Here is a 15,808-nt window from a genome sequence, read left to right on the forward strand (position 1 = left end):
AACGCTCCGCCGTCAAACCCCCACGCCCCACATAACCCCGCGCCAAACCCACACCACCCAACAACAACTCCCCCACCACACCCACCGGAACCAACCCACCGAAACCATCCACCACAAACGCCGACTGACCATTCATCGGACGCCCGTAGGGCAGGCTCGTCCCGTCCAGGTGCGACGGTTCCAATTCGACGAGCGTGGAATGGACGGACAGTTCCGTCGCGCCGCCGAGATTGGCGATCACGGTGTCCGGGCCGAAGACGCGCCAGGCGCGCTCCACCAGCTCCGGGCGCAGCCGGTCGCCGCCGCTGATGATCAGGCGCAGCCCGGAACAGTCGGCGCCCGGCGCGGCCTCGCAGGCGTCGAGCAGCATCTCCAGCCTGGCCGGGACGGAGTGCCAGATCGTCACGCCGCGGTCGGCGACGAGGTCGCGCCAGTGCTCCGGGTCGGTCTCGCGCCCCGGATCGGGGAGGACGACCCCGGCGCCCGCGCCCAGCACGCCGACCAGCTCGTAGACGGACATGTCGAAGGCGAGCGCGGACAGCCCGGCGATGCGGTCCCCCGGCCCGACCCCGAACCGCCGGTTCAGGTCGAGGACGTTGTTGGCGATCCCCGCGTGCCGGACGGCGACGCCCTTCGGTCGTCCCGTCGACCCCGAGGTGAAGATCACGTAGGCGAGGGAGTCGGGGTCGACCCGCGCCCCGCCGGCGCGCCCGCCCGCGGCGGACAGTTCGTCCAGCCACAGCACGTCGCCGCCGGGCGCCCACGACTCGTCCCAGACGCCGCGCTCGCCCAGCACCAGCGCGGCGCCGGCGTCCCGCACCATCAGCCGGAGCCGCTCCGCCGGGTACGCGGCGTCCAGCGGGACGAACGCGCCGCCCGCCGCCAGCACCCCGAGCAGCGCCACCACCAGGTCCGCCGACCGGGACGCGCACACCCCGACGACCGTCTCGGGGCCGACGCCGCGCGCCCGCAGCACCCGCGCCGCGCGGGACACCCGCTCCCCCAGCTCGCCGAACGACACCGCCGCGCCGCCGCGCACCACGGCGGGCAGGTCCGGGTCGGTGCGCGCCCAGCCCTCGACCAGGTCGGGCACGACGCCGGCGGCGGGTTCGCCGCCGTCGCCGAACTCCAGCAGCGGCCGCGACCCGTGCCGTCCGAGCAGCGGCAGCTCCGACAGCCGCGCGTCCGTCCCGCCGGCGAGCGCCTCCAGGACGGACTCCAGACACGCGCCCAGCCGCGTCGCCGTCTCCTCGGAGAACAGGTCGGACGCGTATATGAGGTCGAGGACGAGCCCCTCCTCCGCGGCGTACGCGTAGACCATGAGGTCGGACACGGTCGCCTCGACCGGCACCTCGACCGGCTCGGCCGGGAGCCCGCACAGCGTGCCGGTCTCCGGCGCCGCCTGCCACGGCACGGCCAGCAGCACCTGGGTGAGCTGGTTGTAGCTGAGGTCGCGGTCCAGCCCGAGCGCCCCGACGACCCGGTCGAACGGGACGTCCTGGTGCGCCCACGCGTCCAGCGTCGTCGCGCGCACGCGCGCCAGCAGCTCACCCAGCGTCGGGTCGCCGGACAGGTCGGTGCGCAGCGCGACCGTGTTGAAGAAGCAGCCGACGACGTCGGCGACCTCCGGCAGGGACCGTCCGGCGGTGGGGGTGCTGACCACGACGTCGTCCTGGCCGGACAGCCGGGCGAGGCACGCCTGGAGCCCGGCGAGCAGCGCCATGAAGACCGTGACGCCCTCGTCCCGGCACCTGCGCTCCAGCCGCGCCGGAAGGTCGCCCTCCGCCACGTACCGGAGCCGCCTGCCCGCGAAGCTCTGCGTGGCCGGACGGCGGTGGTCGGCGGGCAGGTCGATCATCGGCGGCGCGTCCGCGAGGCGCTCCCGCCAGTACCCGAGCTTCGCCCGGTGGTCGGCGGACCCGAGCCAGTCGCGCTGCCAGGCCGCGAAGTCGCCGTACCGCAGGCCCGGCTCGGGCAGCGGCGACTCCTCGCCCGCCCCGAACGCCCGGTACAGGACGTCGATCTCGTGCAGCACGGTGCGGACCGACTGCCCGTCGGCGATCAGATGGTGGAAGCAGAGCACCGCGACGTGCGCGTCGTCGGACGGCCTGATCAGGGTGACCCGGAGCAACCGGTCGGCGGCGAGGGAGAACGGCGCGTTCATCGCCTCGCGCGCCAGCTTGCGCGCCGCCGCCTCCGGGTCGTCGTGGCCGCGCACGTCGAGCACGTCCAGCCGGACGGGCTCCGGCGGCCTGATCCGCTGCTCGGGCAGCCCGTCGACCTCGACGTAGTTGCCGCGCAGCACGTCGTGCCGGCGCTCGACCTCCGTCAGCGCGCGTGCCAGCAGCGGGACGTCCAGCGGGCCGGTCAGCCGGACGGCCGGGCCGAGGTTGTAGAACGAGTTGCCCGCGGAGAGCTGTTCGAGGAACCACAGCTGCTCCTGGACGGCCGACAGCGGGGGGCGCTGCGTGGGCGGACGGGGCGTCACCCGTCCGCCGACGGCCCCGATCCCGGCCTCGCGGAGCATCTCGGCGAGGCGCGTCTCCCTGTCGATCCCCGGCATTTCCCTCTCCCAGATCTGCTAGATCGAGCTCGCGGTGCGGGCGGCACCGTCGCTGTAGCTGTCGTCGTCGCCGCCGTCGTCGCCGTCCGGGCCGTGCATGGCGGTCAGCCAGATGCCCGCCGCCCGCCGGGCCTGGCCGGGCGCGGGCTCGGCCGCCGCGAGCACCGCGGCGAGGTCGCGCACGGTCGCGGCGACGAGCAGGTCCTTCAGCCCGAGGTCCACGCCGAGCACCCGGTGGACGAAGGCGAGCACGCGCAGGCTGATGAGCGAATGGCCGCCGAGGCGGTAGAAGTCGTCGTCGCGGCCGACCGGCCCGGTCTCCCGGCCCTCGGTGCGGAGCAGGTCGCGCCACAGGACGGCGAGGGCCCGCTCCAGGTCGTCCTCGGGCGGCGCGTACGGGGTGCGGCTCGCCGGGACGCCGGACGCGGCGAGCGCCGCCCGGTCGACCTTCCCGGACGGGGTGGACGGCAGCGCGTCCAGGCTCACGATCCGGCTCGGCGTCATGTAGCCGGGCAGCAGCCGGGCCGCGTCGGCGGCGACGGCGTCCGCGTCGAGGTCGCCGCAGTCCGGGACGACGAACGCGACGAGGACGGCGTCCGGGGAGCCCGCGGGCACGGCGACGACCGCCGCGTCCCGCACCCCGCCGCACCGGCGCAGCGCCGACTCGACCTCGCCGGGCTCGATCCGGTACCCGCGGACGGCGATCTGGTCGTCGGCCCGGCCGAGGAACTCGATGGCCCCGTCCCAGCGGCGGCGTCCCAGGTCACCGGTGCGGTAGAGGCGGCCGCCCGGCACGCCGAACGGGTCGGGGACGAAGGACCGCGCGGTCTGCGCGGGCATCCCCGCGTAGCCGCGGGCGAGCGCCACCCCGCCGATCCACAGCTCGCCGCGCACGCCGACCGGCACCGGTTCGAGCCGCTCGTCCAGCACGTGCACGGACACGTTGTCGATCGGCCTGCCGATCGGCACCGCCGCCCGATCCTCGCCCGGGGTCGTGGGCCAGGCGGTCACGTCGACCGCCGCCTCGGTGGGTCCGTACTGGTTGACGACCAGCGCCCTCGTCGTGCCGTGGAGGCGCGCCAGGACGTCCGCCGGGACCGGCTCGGCGCCCAGATAGATCAGCCGGAGCGAGCCGCAGCCGGCGAAGCCGTCGTCCGCCATGACCGCGTTCACCATGGACGGGGTGAAATGCGCGACGCTGACGCCGTGCGCGCGGATCCGTTCCACCAGGTGAGCGGGTTCGGCGTCCCGGGCCGGGTCGGGGACGACCACGGCGGCCCCGGCGGCGAGCGGCGCGAAGATCTCGAACAGCGTGAAGTCGAAGCCCGGACCGGCCGACCAGAGGACCCGGTCGGCGGCGGTCAGCGGGAACCGGCGCAGGCCCCAGCCGATCCTGTTGCCCAGGCCCGCGTGGGTGAGGACGACCGCCTTCGGCGTCCCGGTCGAGCCCGAGGTGTGGATGACGCAGGCCGCCGACTGCGGCGGCGCGTGCGGCACGTCCGCGGGCGCGGTGTCGGAGGCGGTGCCGGGGGCGGTGCCGGGGGCGGTGCCGGGGGCGGCCGACGCCGGGTCGACGCAGGGCACGCCGACACCGGCCAGGCCGGGGTGGCGTCCGGCCGGTGCGACGATCACGGCGGGACGGATCCGCCGCAGCATCTCCACCGTCCGCGCCGGCGGCCCGGACGGGTCGATCGGCGCGTAGCAGGCTCCGGCGGCGGCGGTGGCGAGCGCGGCCACGACGGCGTCCGCGCCGCGGTCGAGAACGCACGCGACCGCCCGCTCCGGGCCCGCCCCCGCCGCGCGGAGCGCGGCGGCCAGCCCGCCCGCGCGGGCGCCGAGCTCGCGGTAGTCGAGCGTCGACGTGCCGGTGATCACGGCGACGCGCTCCGGATGCGCCTCGACCTGCTGGAACACGCGTTCGTACGGGTGCCGGGCGTCGTCCTCGTGGACGGGCCCGGTCCCGGCGGCGACGGCGGCCGCGCGGTCGCCCGCCGTGCTCAGGCTCAGGGCGAGCGCGGGCCGGGCGGCGTCCTTCGCCGCGTCGGCGAGGAGCGTCCTGAACTGGGCGAGCAGGTGCGGCGCGTACTCGCCGGGCAGGGCCTCGGCGTCGTACCACAGCTCCGCCTCCAACCGCCCGCCCCGCCGCTCGCAGCGCAGGCCCACCGCGAACCGGTCGGTGACGCCGGAGCACGACAGCAGCTCGAAGCGGACCCCCGCGGCGTCGACCGGCTCCGGCGGGGCGAAGTACTCGAACCCGTACGGCAGCCAGGCGACTCCCCCGGACGCGCCGGGCTCGGCGGCGGCCGAGGCGGCGTACGGCTCGCCGAGCCGCGCCTCTCCCAGCAGCCGCGCGTGCTCGGCGGCGAGATCGGCGATGCTCGCCGCGCCGCCGTCCAGCGGCCCGCCGACCGGGACGGAACACGAGAGCGGGCCGAGCACGCCGGCCAGCTCGGGGAGGCCGCGTCCGCTGGAATGCGCGGCGACCGTGACGTCCTCGCCGGTCAGCCGGTGCAGGAGGAGCCGCCAGCAGGCGAGCAGGAGCGCCGCCTCGGGCGCCGCGTCCGGCGGCTGCGGCAGGGCCGTCCGCACGACCTCGAACCCGGCCGGGGCCCCCGCCGCCGGCGGCGCGCCGAACGGCAGGCGCGGCGCGGAGCCGGTGGCCGCCGCCCGCCACGCCCGCCGGGCGGCCTCGCCGTCCGGCGCGTCCGCGAGCTCCTCCAGCCAGGCCGCGACGTCGGCGTACTGAAGCTCCTGCTCGGGAGGCGGCGCGTCGCCCGCGCGGGCCGCGTAGGCGGCGGCGATCTCGCGCGGGAGCAGCGCGGCCGTCGCCCGGTCGCCGTGCGTCGCCGGGAGCCGGACGGCGACGACGCCGTCGTCGACCCGGACGTGGACGGCGGCCGGGTCGTGCTCCCCGTTCACGGGCGGGAAGCCCGAGCCGGGCGGCTCGATCAGCTGCCCCGGCGCGCCGAATCCGGGACGGTCGACGAGCCGCGTCCGCAGGATCTCGTGCCGGGCGACCACGTCGCGCACCGCCGCCGCGAGCCGGTCGGCGTCCGCGGACCCGCCCGTCCCGATCCGGACGGTGAGGCCGAGCCCGGCGCCGTCCGCGAGCAGCCGCAGGGCGCGCCGCTGCTGCGGCGCGAGCGCGAACACCTCGCCGCCGCTCATCGCCCGGCCCCCGCGAACCCCGCGTACGGCTCGGTGATCGCGAGGAGGATCCGGCGCGGCGGGGTGAAGGTCTCCCGGCCGTGCGCGGCCAGCATGTTGTCGATCATCAGGATGTCGCCCCGCCGCCAGGGGACGGCGACGGACTCGGCCTCGTAGGCGTCCCGGATCGCGGCGACGACCTCCGGCTCGATCGGCTCGCCGTCGCCGTAGTAGGTGTTGTGGGGCAGCTCGGCGGCGTCCATCCCGGCCAGCAGCGACGCCCGGATGTCGGCGCGCAGCGTCGAGTCGTGGAAGAACGCCATGTGGTTGAACCACACGCCCTCTCCGGTGACCGGGTGCGTGCGGACCAGCGGGCGGACCTGCGTCGTGGTGAGCCCGCCGTCCGGCAGCCAGCGCAGGCCGATGTCGTCGGCCGCGCACTCCCGCTCGACGTCGGCGGGGTCGGTGGTCTGGAACGCCTCGGTCCACTCCACGCCGAGGCCGCGCCGGTAGTGCCGGACGTAGGCGTAGTCCCGTTCGGTGAACCGGTCCCGGACTTCGGCGGGGATGCGGCCGAGGACGCGGCGGACGTCGGCCAACGGGGTCGCGCCGCCCCCGCCCGGCTCCGTCGCGCAGTAGAAGAACAGCCGCATCGGCCAGTTGAGCGTGTAGGAGTGCTCGTTGTGCAGGAAGATCGTCTGGTCGGCGGGCTGCTCGGTCGAGGTGTAGATGTTGCCGCCGACCGCGCTGCGCGGGGACGACCGCTGCGTGTACTCCAGCGGGTCGCCGGAGACCGCCCGCACGAACGCCTCGAACACGTCCTGGGACATCCCGCCGAACCCGCGGAACAGCAGCGCGCCGTGCTCGTGCAGCCGGGCCCCGATCGCGTCCCGCCTGGCGGCGGCCCAGGTGACGAGGTCCACCGCCGGGTCGGCGGGAGTGAACAGCAGCGGGAGCGTCCGCCCGGGGAGCGCGGGCCGCTCGGCGACGGCCGCCTCCAGGCCGGGCAGTGCCCTGCGCCGCGGCACGCCGGTGGGGGGACGGGCGCCCCCCGGCACGGGTCGGTCGGCGTTCATGATCGATTTCCTTCCGGGACGTGCGCGGACTGGTCAGGGGCGCGGGCGATCCGGGCGGCGAGCCGGCGCCGGGCGGTCTCCTCGCCGCGGCGCAGCCCGTCGGCGCGGCGGAGCCGGTCGCGCCGCGCCGATCCGTCCAGCAGGTCGCCGACCCGTTCGGCGGGGGCCTCGGCCACCCGGGTGAGGATCCACGCGTACGTGTCGGCCCACGCCTCGACCGTCGGCGCGTCGAAGAGGCCCGCGTCGTAGGTGAACTGGACGGCACAGCCGTCGTCGTGCTGGACGCAGTTCACGCTCAGCTCCCAGTGCGGTCGCACCGTCCGGCGCGGGAGCGGCGTCACCGTCAGCCCGTCCAGGCTCAACGCGGCGGCGCGCTCGACGTTGAACGCGACGGTCAGCGGGCGGCCGCGCGCGTCCAGGCCGCCGAACGCGGCGCGCTGGTGGTCGACGGCGCCGGAGACGTCCGCGCGCACCCGGCGCAGGAGGCCGGCGACGGGCTCGTCCCGGTCGAGCCGGCACAGCGCCGGCAGGACGTTGACGAAGTACCCGACGAGCGGCGCGTCCTGCGCCCCGGCGATCGACTGGCCCGCCGCGTGGACGGCGACGGCGAACTCGTCCCGCCCGCTCGCGCCGGCCAGCAGGACGTGGAACGCGGCCAGCGCGACCACGAACGGCGTGCACCCGTGGCGCGCCGCCGCGGCACGGACCCGTTCCCACTCGGCTGCCGGCAGCTCCGCCGTCAGCTCGCGTCCGGCGACGCCGCGCGCGCCCCCTTCGACGGTCCGCGGCAGCGACGGCGGACTGACCTCGGCGGGCAGGTGGCGGCGCCAGTACTCCTCGTCCGCCGCGAGCGGTGCCGGCGACCGCATCAGCTCCACATGCGCGCCGTACGACGCGGCCGGGGGCAGGGACGCGGCGGGCGACGCGTACAGCCGCGCCAGCTCCGAGAGCAGGACGCCGAACGACCACGCGTCCGTGACGAGATGGTGCGCCGCGATGCCGAGGACGTGCTCGGCGCCGGTCACCGACACCAGCCGCGCCCGCAGCAGCGGCCCGCGGGTCAGGTCGAAGGGCCGCAGGCAGAATTGCTCCACGTCGGCGGCGGCGTCCTCGGCCGAGCCCGCCCGGCCGACCTCCAGGACGGCGCCGCGACCGGCGGCGGGCCGCACGGTCTGCCGCTCGCCGAGCCGGTCGAACGTGGCGCGGAGCGCGGCATGCCGGTCGAGCAGCCCGTCCAGCGCGGCGCCGAGCCGTCCGGCGTCGACCTCGCCCGACAGCCCGACGAGCAGGACCTCGTTGTATGTGCCCGGTTCGGGCGCCGTCTCGTCCGCGATCCACAGCGCGCGCTGCCCGGCGGTGAGCGGCAGCCCGGCCGGACGGCGCGCGAGGAAACCCTCCGCGACCAGCTCGGACGCCGCGTCCTCGACGGCGGACACGACGGCGGCGACGTCCTCGTCCGTGTGCTGCGTGCTGAGGAAGCAGGTGCGTCCCTCCCAGACGTAGACGCCCTTGTGGATCAGCCGGTAGAAGAACAGGTCGTCGGTGCCGCCCCCGTCCTCGAACCTGAAGGAGAACAGCGAGCCGAACGAGACGACCGCGACCGGCAGCCGCTCGCTCGCGAAGAAGCCGTTGAGGCGGGCGGCGAGCGCGGCCGTCCGCTCGTTGAGGTCCTTCTGGACGGCGCCGCCCGCGTCCCGCAGGTGCCTGAGCACGGCCAGGGTCGCCGTCATGGCCAGCGGGTTCTTGGAGAACGTCCCGGCGAACATGGTCTGCGGCACGTGCGGCGAGGAGTCGTCGTCGAACGACCACTGGCCGCCGTCCACGGCGTCCAGGTACTCGGCCCGGCCCGCGACGACGCCGATGGGCAGCCCGCCGCCGAGCGCCTTGCCGTAGGTGACGAGGTCGGCGCGGACGCCGAAGCACTCCTGCGCCCCGCCCTGCGCCGTCCGGAACCCGGTGATGATCTCGTCGAAGATCAGCGCCGTGCCGCCCGCCTCGGTGGCCTCGCGCAGCGCCCGCAGGAACTCCGGGGCCTGCCGGTCGGGATGGCGGCTCTGCACCGGCTCGACCAGGACGGCCGCGATCTCCGGCGCGCGGCGGCGGATCACGTCCAGGGCGTCCGGCGAGCCGTGCTCCAGCACGATCAGGTTCCCGATCATCCCGGCCGGGGTGCCCGGCGGGCCGATCACGCGCTCGCCGCCGCTCCCCCGGACCGCCTGCGCGAGCGTCCCGTCGAACGTGCCGTGGAACGAGCCCGCGAACAGGACGACCAGGTCGCGCCCCGTCACCGCCCGCGCCAGCCGGAGCGCCGTCATCACGGCCTCGGTGCCGGAGTTGCAGAAGGCGGCGCGCTCGGCGCCGGTCAGCTCGCAGACCAGCCGGGCGGCCTCGCCCGCGAGGTCCGACTGCGGGCCGAGGTGGAGTCCGCGCGCCAGCTGCTCGCGCAGGGCGTCCTCGATGAAGGGCGGCCGGTGCCCGAACAGGTGGACGCCGAACCCCATCGCCAGGTCGACGTAGTCGTTGCCGTCGACGTCGCGGAAGCGCGCGCCCGCCGACTCGGCGGCGACGATCGGGTAGGCGAGCCGCTTCCACGCCGCGGTGAACCCGGCCGAGTCGCGGGAGTCGGCGTGCCGGCGGCGGTGCGCGGCGATGTGGTCGCGCGAGCCCGCCGTGCGCGCGGTGTAGCGGGCGACGAAGTCGTCGAGCCGCTCGCGCTGCCGCCGGGACAGGTCGGCCGCCGCCGCGCCGCCGCCGAACGGACGCCCGGTGTAGCGCTCCCCGACCGGCTCCGGCGTCCGCACGGGTTCCGGAACCGGTTGCGGGGCGGGGGCCGCCGCGCCGCCGCCATGCTCGGCGAGATGCCGGCAGAGGTCCGCGGGGGTGCTCAGCTCCTCGAAGAGCTGGCCCAGCCCGACCTGGACGCCGAAGGCGCGGCTGACGACATGGCTGAGGTTGAGCAGCAGGATCGAGTCGAACCCCTGGACGAGCAGCGACCTGTCCCACTCGATCTCGCCGGGCCCGTGCCCGGACAGCTCCGCGAGGACGGCCCGCACCCGCGCCGCCGTACCGTCCGGCGTTTCCGTCCCGGCGGGCGTCGCCGTCCCGGCGGGCGTCTCCGTCTCCGTCTCCGTGACGGGCGGGACGTCCGGCGTGCTCGGGGCCTCCTGCGGGACGGGCTCCGCCGTGGACAGCCAGTGCCGCCGCCGCTGGAACGGGTAGAGCGGCAGCGCGGCGCGGCCGCGTCCCGAGTCCTCGTAGTAGGCGCGCCAGTCGAGCGGCGCCCCGGACAGCCAGAGCCGCCCGAGCCCGCGCAGGAGACCGGCCGGGCCGCCGTCGCCGTCACCGTCGCCGAGCGGGAGCAGCGGCACGAGCACCGGCGCGGCGGCGCCGGCGGCGGCCACCGCGCCGACCATGCTCCGACCCGGGCCGACCTCGACGAACACGGTGCCGCCGGAGTCGGCGAGCGCGCGGGCGCCCTCGCCGAGACGCACCGTCCCGCGCAGGTGGCGGGCCCAGTAGCCGGGGTCGACGGCCTCCTCGCCGGTGATCCAGGTCCCGGTCACGTTCGACACGTAGCGGCGGGACGGCGCGCGCCGCGCCACTCCGGCCGCCGCCTGCGCCAGAGCGTCCGCGGCGGGCTCCATCATCGCCGAGTGGAACGCGTGGGACGTCGGCAGCCGCCGGGTCCGCACGCCAGCCGCTCGCAGCGACCGCTCGGCCTCGCCGACCAGCTCGGCCGGGCCGCTGACGACGCAGCGCCCGGGGGCGGACGCGACGGCGACGTCCAGCCCGGCGGGCAGGCCGTCCAGGGCCTCGGCCTCCGGCAGGTCGACGCTCAGCATCGCGCCGCGCGGCAGGTCCTGGACGAGCCGCCCGCGCCGCGCCACCAGCCCGAGGACGTCGTCGAGGTCGAACACGCCCGCCACGGTCGCGGCGACGTATTCGCCGATGCTGTTGCCGAGCATCGCGTCCGGCTCGACGCCCCAGTCGAGCAGCGTCATCGCCAGCGCGTAGGAGACGGTGAACAGGGCGGGCTGGGCGAGCCACGTCTCGTCCACCAGGGCGGCGCCGTCGCCGAGGAGCGGCTCCCGGATGTCGGTGCCGAGCGGGCCCGCGAGACCCCGCGCGCACTCGTCGACGTGGGCGCGGAACAACGGCTGGGCCTGGTAGAGGCCCGCCGCCATGGCCTGCCGCTGCGCGCCCTGGCCCGGGAACAGGAAGCAGACGGACGGGGCCCGGTCGGGCGTCGTGCCCGAGACGAACGCGGCGGGCTCGTCGTGCCGCCCGGGCTCGACGACCTGGAACGCGCGCTCGCGCAGCTGCCTGCGTCCGACGGCGAGTGTGTGGGCGATGTCGGGCAGCTCGCCGGCGTCGGCGGACGCGACCCGTTCGGCGACCGCGGCGCGGGACTCCGCCAGCGCCCGGTCGTCGTGCGCGGACACCAGCAGCAGCTCGGGGCCGTCCGCCCGCGGGCCGGCGGCGGGGGGCGCCACCGGCTCGGAGACCACGACGTGGACGTTCGTCCCGCCCATGCCGAGCGAGGTGACGCCCGCGAGGCGCGGCCGCCCGCCGCGCGGCCAGTCGACCGGCCGGTCGGCGATCTCGAAGGGCGCGGTCGCGAAGTCGATCTCGGGGTTCGGGGTGCGGTAGTGCAGGCTCGGCGGGATCAGCTCGTGCTCCAGCGACAGGATCACCTTGACCAGCCCGACCACGCCGGCGGACGCGCCCAGGTGCCCGATGTTGCTCTTCACCGAGCCGATCCGGCAGCGCGGCGTGCCGGGCGCCCGGCCCGCGAAGGCGCGCGACAGCGCGGCCACCTCCATCGGGTCGCCGAGCCCGGTGCCGGTCCCGTGCGCCTCGACGTAGTCGACGTCGTTCACGTCCACCCCGGCCAGCGCGATCGCCTCGCCGACCACGTCGCCCTGCGCGTCGACGCTCGGCGCGGAGAACCCGATCTTCGCGGCGCCGTCGTTGTTGATCGCGGACGCGCGGATCACCGCGCGGATCCGGTCCCGGTCGCGCAGCGCGTCGGGCAGCCGCCGCAGCACCACCACGGCTCCGCCGCTGCCCTCGACGAACCCGGACGCGTCCGCGTCGAACGGGCGGCAGCGCCCGTCCGCGGACAGGATGCCGCCCGGCCGGTGCAGGTACCCGGCCGTGTGCGGCACGATCACCGACACGGCGCCCGCGACGGCCATGTCGCACTGCCCGGTCAGCAGGCTCTGGCACGCCAGATGGACGGCGACGAGGCCGGTGGAGCAGGCGGTGTCGACATTGACGGCCGCGCCGCGCAGGTCGAGCCGGTAGGCGACGCGGGTGCTCAGGTAGCTGGCCTCGTTGCCGAGCGAGACCTGGTAGCCGTCCAGCTCGCCGTCGTGGGCGCGAACGACCGCGTCGTAGTAGCCGTTGAAGCCCGTACCCGCGTAGACGTCGGTGCGGAAACCGGCCGTGCCCGTCCCGTGGCCGGCGTCCTCAAGCGCGTGGTGCGAGAGCTCGAGCAGGATGCGGTGCTGCGGATCCATGATGTCGGCCTCGCGGGGCGGGATGCCGAAGAAGCCGCTGTCGAACAGGTCATGCCCGTCGAGCACGCCGCGCGCCCGCACATAGGACGGGTCGTCGAGCAGGGCTCGCGGCACGCCCGCGGCCGCCAGCTCGGCGGCGGAGAACGTGGTGATCGACTCCACGCCTCCGGACAGGTTGCGCCACAGCTCGTCCAGGTCGCGTGCGCCGGGGACGCGGGCGGCCATCCCGACGACCGCGATCGCGCCGGAGAACTCGTCGGCGTCGGCGTCCGTGGACGCGGGGTACTCCTCGGCATCGGTCATGACGTCCCCCTTCGGGCCTGCCGGGCTCGGGTCTCGCGGAGCGTCCGCTGGCGGCCCCGCGCGGCGCGGCGCTGTGCCATCGCGTCGGCGGCGCCGGGACCGGACGCGGGGTCCGCCGCCGGGCCGGCGGCGCCCGCCAGGTAGCGCGCCAGCCCGGCGACGGTCGGATAACGGAACAGGTCCATCAGGCTGGGCGGCCGCCCCCGGCCCTGGTCGGCGAGCAGTTCGCGCAGCTGGACGAGCAGCAGGGAGTGCCCGCCGACCTCGAAGAAGTTGTCGTCCCTGCCGAAGTCGGCGTGCCCGAGCACCCGTCGCCACAGTTCGGCGATGAGCGCGTCCAGGTCGGCGACGTCGGCGTGCCGGGCGGGCGGCGTGTAGGACGCGAGCGTGTCGGCCGCGATCGCGTCGTCGGTGGCGTCCCGGGCGGGAAGGCGCCGGACGATCCGGATCTCCGCGGGCGGCTCGGCGTCCGGGAGCAGCCGCTCCAGGTCGTGGTAGGCGCGGCGGGCGAAGTCCTGGTGGGCCCGTGCGCGGGCGGGCGCGTTGGTGTGCCGGGCCGCCCAGCGCGGGTCGGACGGCGGCGGCGGCCCGTCCGTGCGGACGGCCGGGCCGCCGCCGGCGCGCCGGAACAGCGCCTCGTAGGTGCCGTCGGCGCCGTCGGCGGCGAGCCATCCGGCGACGACCTCGAAACCGTGCCGGGCCCCGGTCTCGCGGAGGATCTCGGGGTCGGGGCCGTCCGGGTACGGGTGCTCTTCGAGACCGCGCAGGTCGGCGGCGACGCGCGGGTTCGGCACGCCCGCGACGTGCAGGACGTCCGCGTCGCCGAGGACGCGGGCGAGCCCGGCGACGTCGCCGACGGCGTCCCAGCCGACCTCCCGCGCGGGCTCGCAGGCGGGGACGTCCCCGACCCAGAGCGCAGCGTTGTACCGATAACGGTTCATTTCCGTGGGATGGACTCCCCGCCGCACCTCGATGTCGACCCCGGTGACGAGGTCGTGGCGGGCGGCGAACTCGCGGAAGTACGCGGGTGCGACGACCAGCTCGCGCTCGGCCTCCCGCCGCGCGGCGACCGCCGCGCGGAGCCCGGCGCGCGACACGCCAGGCCCGTCACGCGACACGCCAGGGCCGGCCCGGTGCAGCTCCACGGCCGCGTGGAACGCCTCGTCCAGCGCGCCGTTGCGGACGTCGCCGACCAGGAGGACGCCCCCGTCCGCCAGCTTCTCCACGGCGCCGCCGAGCACATCGGTCAGGTATTCGGGGCCGGGGAAGTACTGGGCCACGGAGTTGATGAGCACGACGTCGAAGTCGCCCTCCACCCCGGTCAGGTCGTCGGCGCCCTGGCAGCGCAGCTCGACGGCGTCGTCCGGGACCCCGGCGCCGGCCAGCCGGGACGCGAACTCGCGCAGCGCGGGCGCGGAGAAATCGGTGCCGACGTAGCGGCCGGCCTCGGCGGCGAGGCGGCGTCCGATGAGCCCGGAGCCGCAGCCCAGTTCGAGGATCCGGCGCGGCCGGAACCGCCGGACCCAGGCCAGCGTCCCGTCGATCCACTCCGCCATCTCCGGCTCGGTGAACGGCTTGCGGGTGAAGCTGTCGACCCATCCGGCGGCCTCCGCGTCCCGGCCGCCGGCCGACTGCCCGTAGGCGCCGTCGAACAGGACGCGCCAGTCGGCGCCGTGGGCGGCGGTCGCGGCCCCGGTCGCCGCGCCGGCGGCGCCGTCCGGGACGATGTACGCGCGCCCCCGGGCGTCGACCGCGGCGTCCTTCGCGCCGGGCAGGGTCGCGAGCAGCCCGGCCGCCTCCGTCCGCCGCAGTCCCGGCTCGTCCGGTCGCGGCGCCGCCGTCCGCGCCCCCGGCAGCTCCGACATGCGCGCGTCGGGGTCGGCCGTCATCGCGGCCAGCAGCAGGACGTAGCCGTCGCACAGGCGCGCGACCGTCTCACGGTCGAAGAGGTCCACGGCGTACTCGACGGTGACGCCGAGCCCCTCCGCCGACTCCTCCACGGAGAACACCAGGTCGCACTTCGCGGTCTCGCCGCGGATGTCGAGCGGGGTCACCGGCAGCCCGGCGAAGCCCGACTGCGGCGCGGTCGCGTTCTGCAGGATGAACATCACCTGGAACAGCGGCGCCCGGGCGAGGTCGCGGCCAGGCCGCAGCTCCTGGACGAGCTTCTCGAACACCACGTCCTGGTGGGCGAACGCGTCCAGCACCGTCCGGCGGACCTGCGCCGTCGCCCGCCGGACGGACGGGTCGGCGGCGAGGTCGAGCCGCAGCACCAGCGTGTTCAGGAAGCAGCCGAGCATCGGCTCCAGGTCGAGCATGCCGCGGCCCGCGACCGGCGTGCCGAGCACGACGTCGGTGCGTCCGCCCAGCTTGGCGACGAGCATGCCGAACGCCGTCAGCAGCGTGACGAACGGGGTGGTGCCCGCCTGCCGGGTCGTCCGCCGGACGGCCTCCGCCACCTCCGGCGGCACCGCCGCGAAGTACCGGTCTCCGCGGTAGCTCTGCACCGGCGGGCGGGGCCGGTCGGCGGGGATGCAGGTGTCCGGCAGGTCGGCGAGCTGCCGCCGCCAGTACGCCAGCTGGGCCTCCAGGTCGTGCCCGGTGTCGCGGCGGCGCAGCCAGGCCGCGTAGTCGCCGTACTGGACGGCCAGCTCCGGCAGCGGCGACGGCTCGCCGCGCAGCCGCGCCGCGTACAGCTCGTCCAGCTCGGCGGTCAGCAGGCCGAGCGACCAGCCGTCCGAGGCGATGTGCGGCTGGTTGAGCAGCACGGCCGCGCCGTCCGCGCCGAGGTCGAACAGCGCCGCGCGCAGCGCCAGGTCCGCGCCGAGGTCGAACGGACGGCGCGCCTCGTCCTCGACCAGGCGGTCCAGGTCGGCGGGACGGGCGGCGAGGTCGACCCGGCGGAGCGGGACGGGCGCGGGCGGCCGCACCCGCTGCCGGAGCCGCCCGTCCGCCACGTGGTAGGTGGTGCGGAGGATCTCGTGCCGCCGGACGATCTCGGTGAGCGCCCAGCCGAGCGCGTCCGCGTCGACCGGGCCGTGCACCCGGAACGCGTACGGCGTGTTGTAGATCCCGGAGTCCGGCAGCAGCTGGTCGAGGAACCACATGCGCTCCTGGCTGTAGGACGGGGGCAGATCCCCGTCCCTCGCCACAGGCTCGATGGCCCGCACGCCGGTACCGTCCCAGGTTCCCATGCC

The 15,808-nt window shown here is 76.4% G+C and carries 5 protein-coding genes; all 5 read right to left on the minus strand.

From position 1 onward, the window contains the following. A partial coding sequence (locus ACH35V_RS19785) for a condensation domain-containing protein (RefSeq protein WP_395974169.1) occupies window positions 1-2,563 on the minus strand: 2,563 nt, incomplete at its 3' end. An 18-nt stretch (window positions 2,564-2,581) separates the two neighbouring features. Continuing rightward, entirely contained in the window at window positions 2,582-5,731 is a 3,150-nt protein-coding gene (locus tag ACH35V_RS19790; RefSeq protein ID WP_395974170.1) for an amino acid adenylation domain-containing protein, read from the minus strand. Beyond that, window positions 5,728-6,786 (minus strand): TauD/TfdA family dioxygenase, encoded by a 1,059-nt coding sequence (locus ACH35V_RS19795; protein WP_395974172.1) that lies wholly within the window; start codon window positions 6,784-6,786, stop codon window positions 5,728-5,730. Before ACH35V_RS19795 ends, ACH35V_RS19790 begins: the two co-directional genes overlap by 4 nt. Continuing rightward, window positions 6,783-12,611, minus strand: coding sequence for an aminotransferase class III-fold pyridoxal phosphate-dependent enzyme (locus ACH35V_RS19800; protein WP_395974174.1), 5,829 nt, complete (start codon window positions 12,609-12,611; stop codon window positions 6,783-6,785). The genes ACH35V_RS19795 and ACH35V_RS19800 overlap by 4 nt, the downstream gene beginning before the upstream one ends. Beyond that, window positions 12,608-15,805, minus strand: coding sequence for a condensation domain-containing protein (locus ACH35V_RS19805; protein ID WP_395974176.1), 3,198 nt, complete (start codon window positions 15,803-15,805; stop codon window positions 12,608-12,610). Before ACH35V_RS19805 ends, ACH35V_RS19800 begins: the two co-directional genes overlap by 4 nt. Window positions 15,806-15,808: the final 3 nt, after the last annotated feature.

The sequence above is a fragment of the Actinomadura sp. 1N219 genome (genome assembly GCF_044326405.1).
Classification (GTDB): Bacteria; Actinomycetota; Actinomycetes; order Streptosporangiales; family Streptosporangiaceae; genus Spirillospora.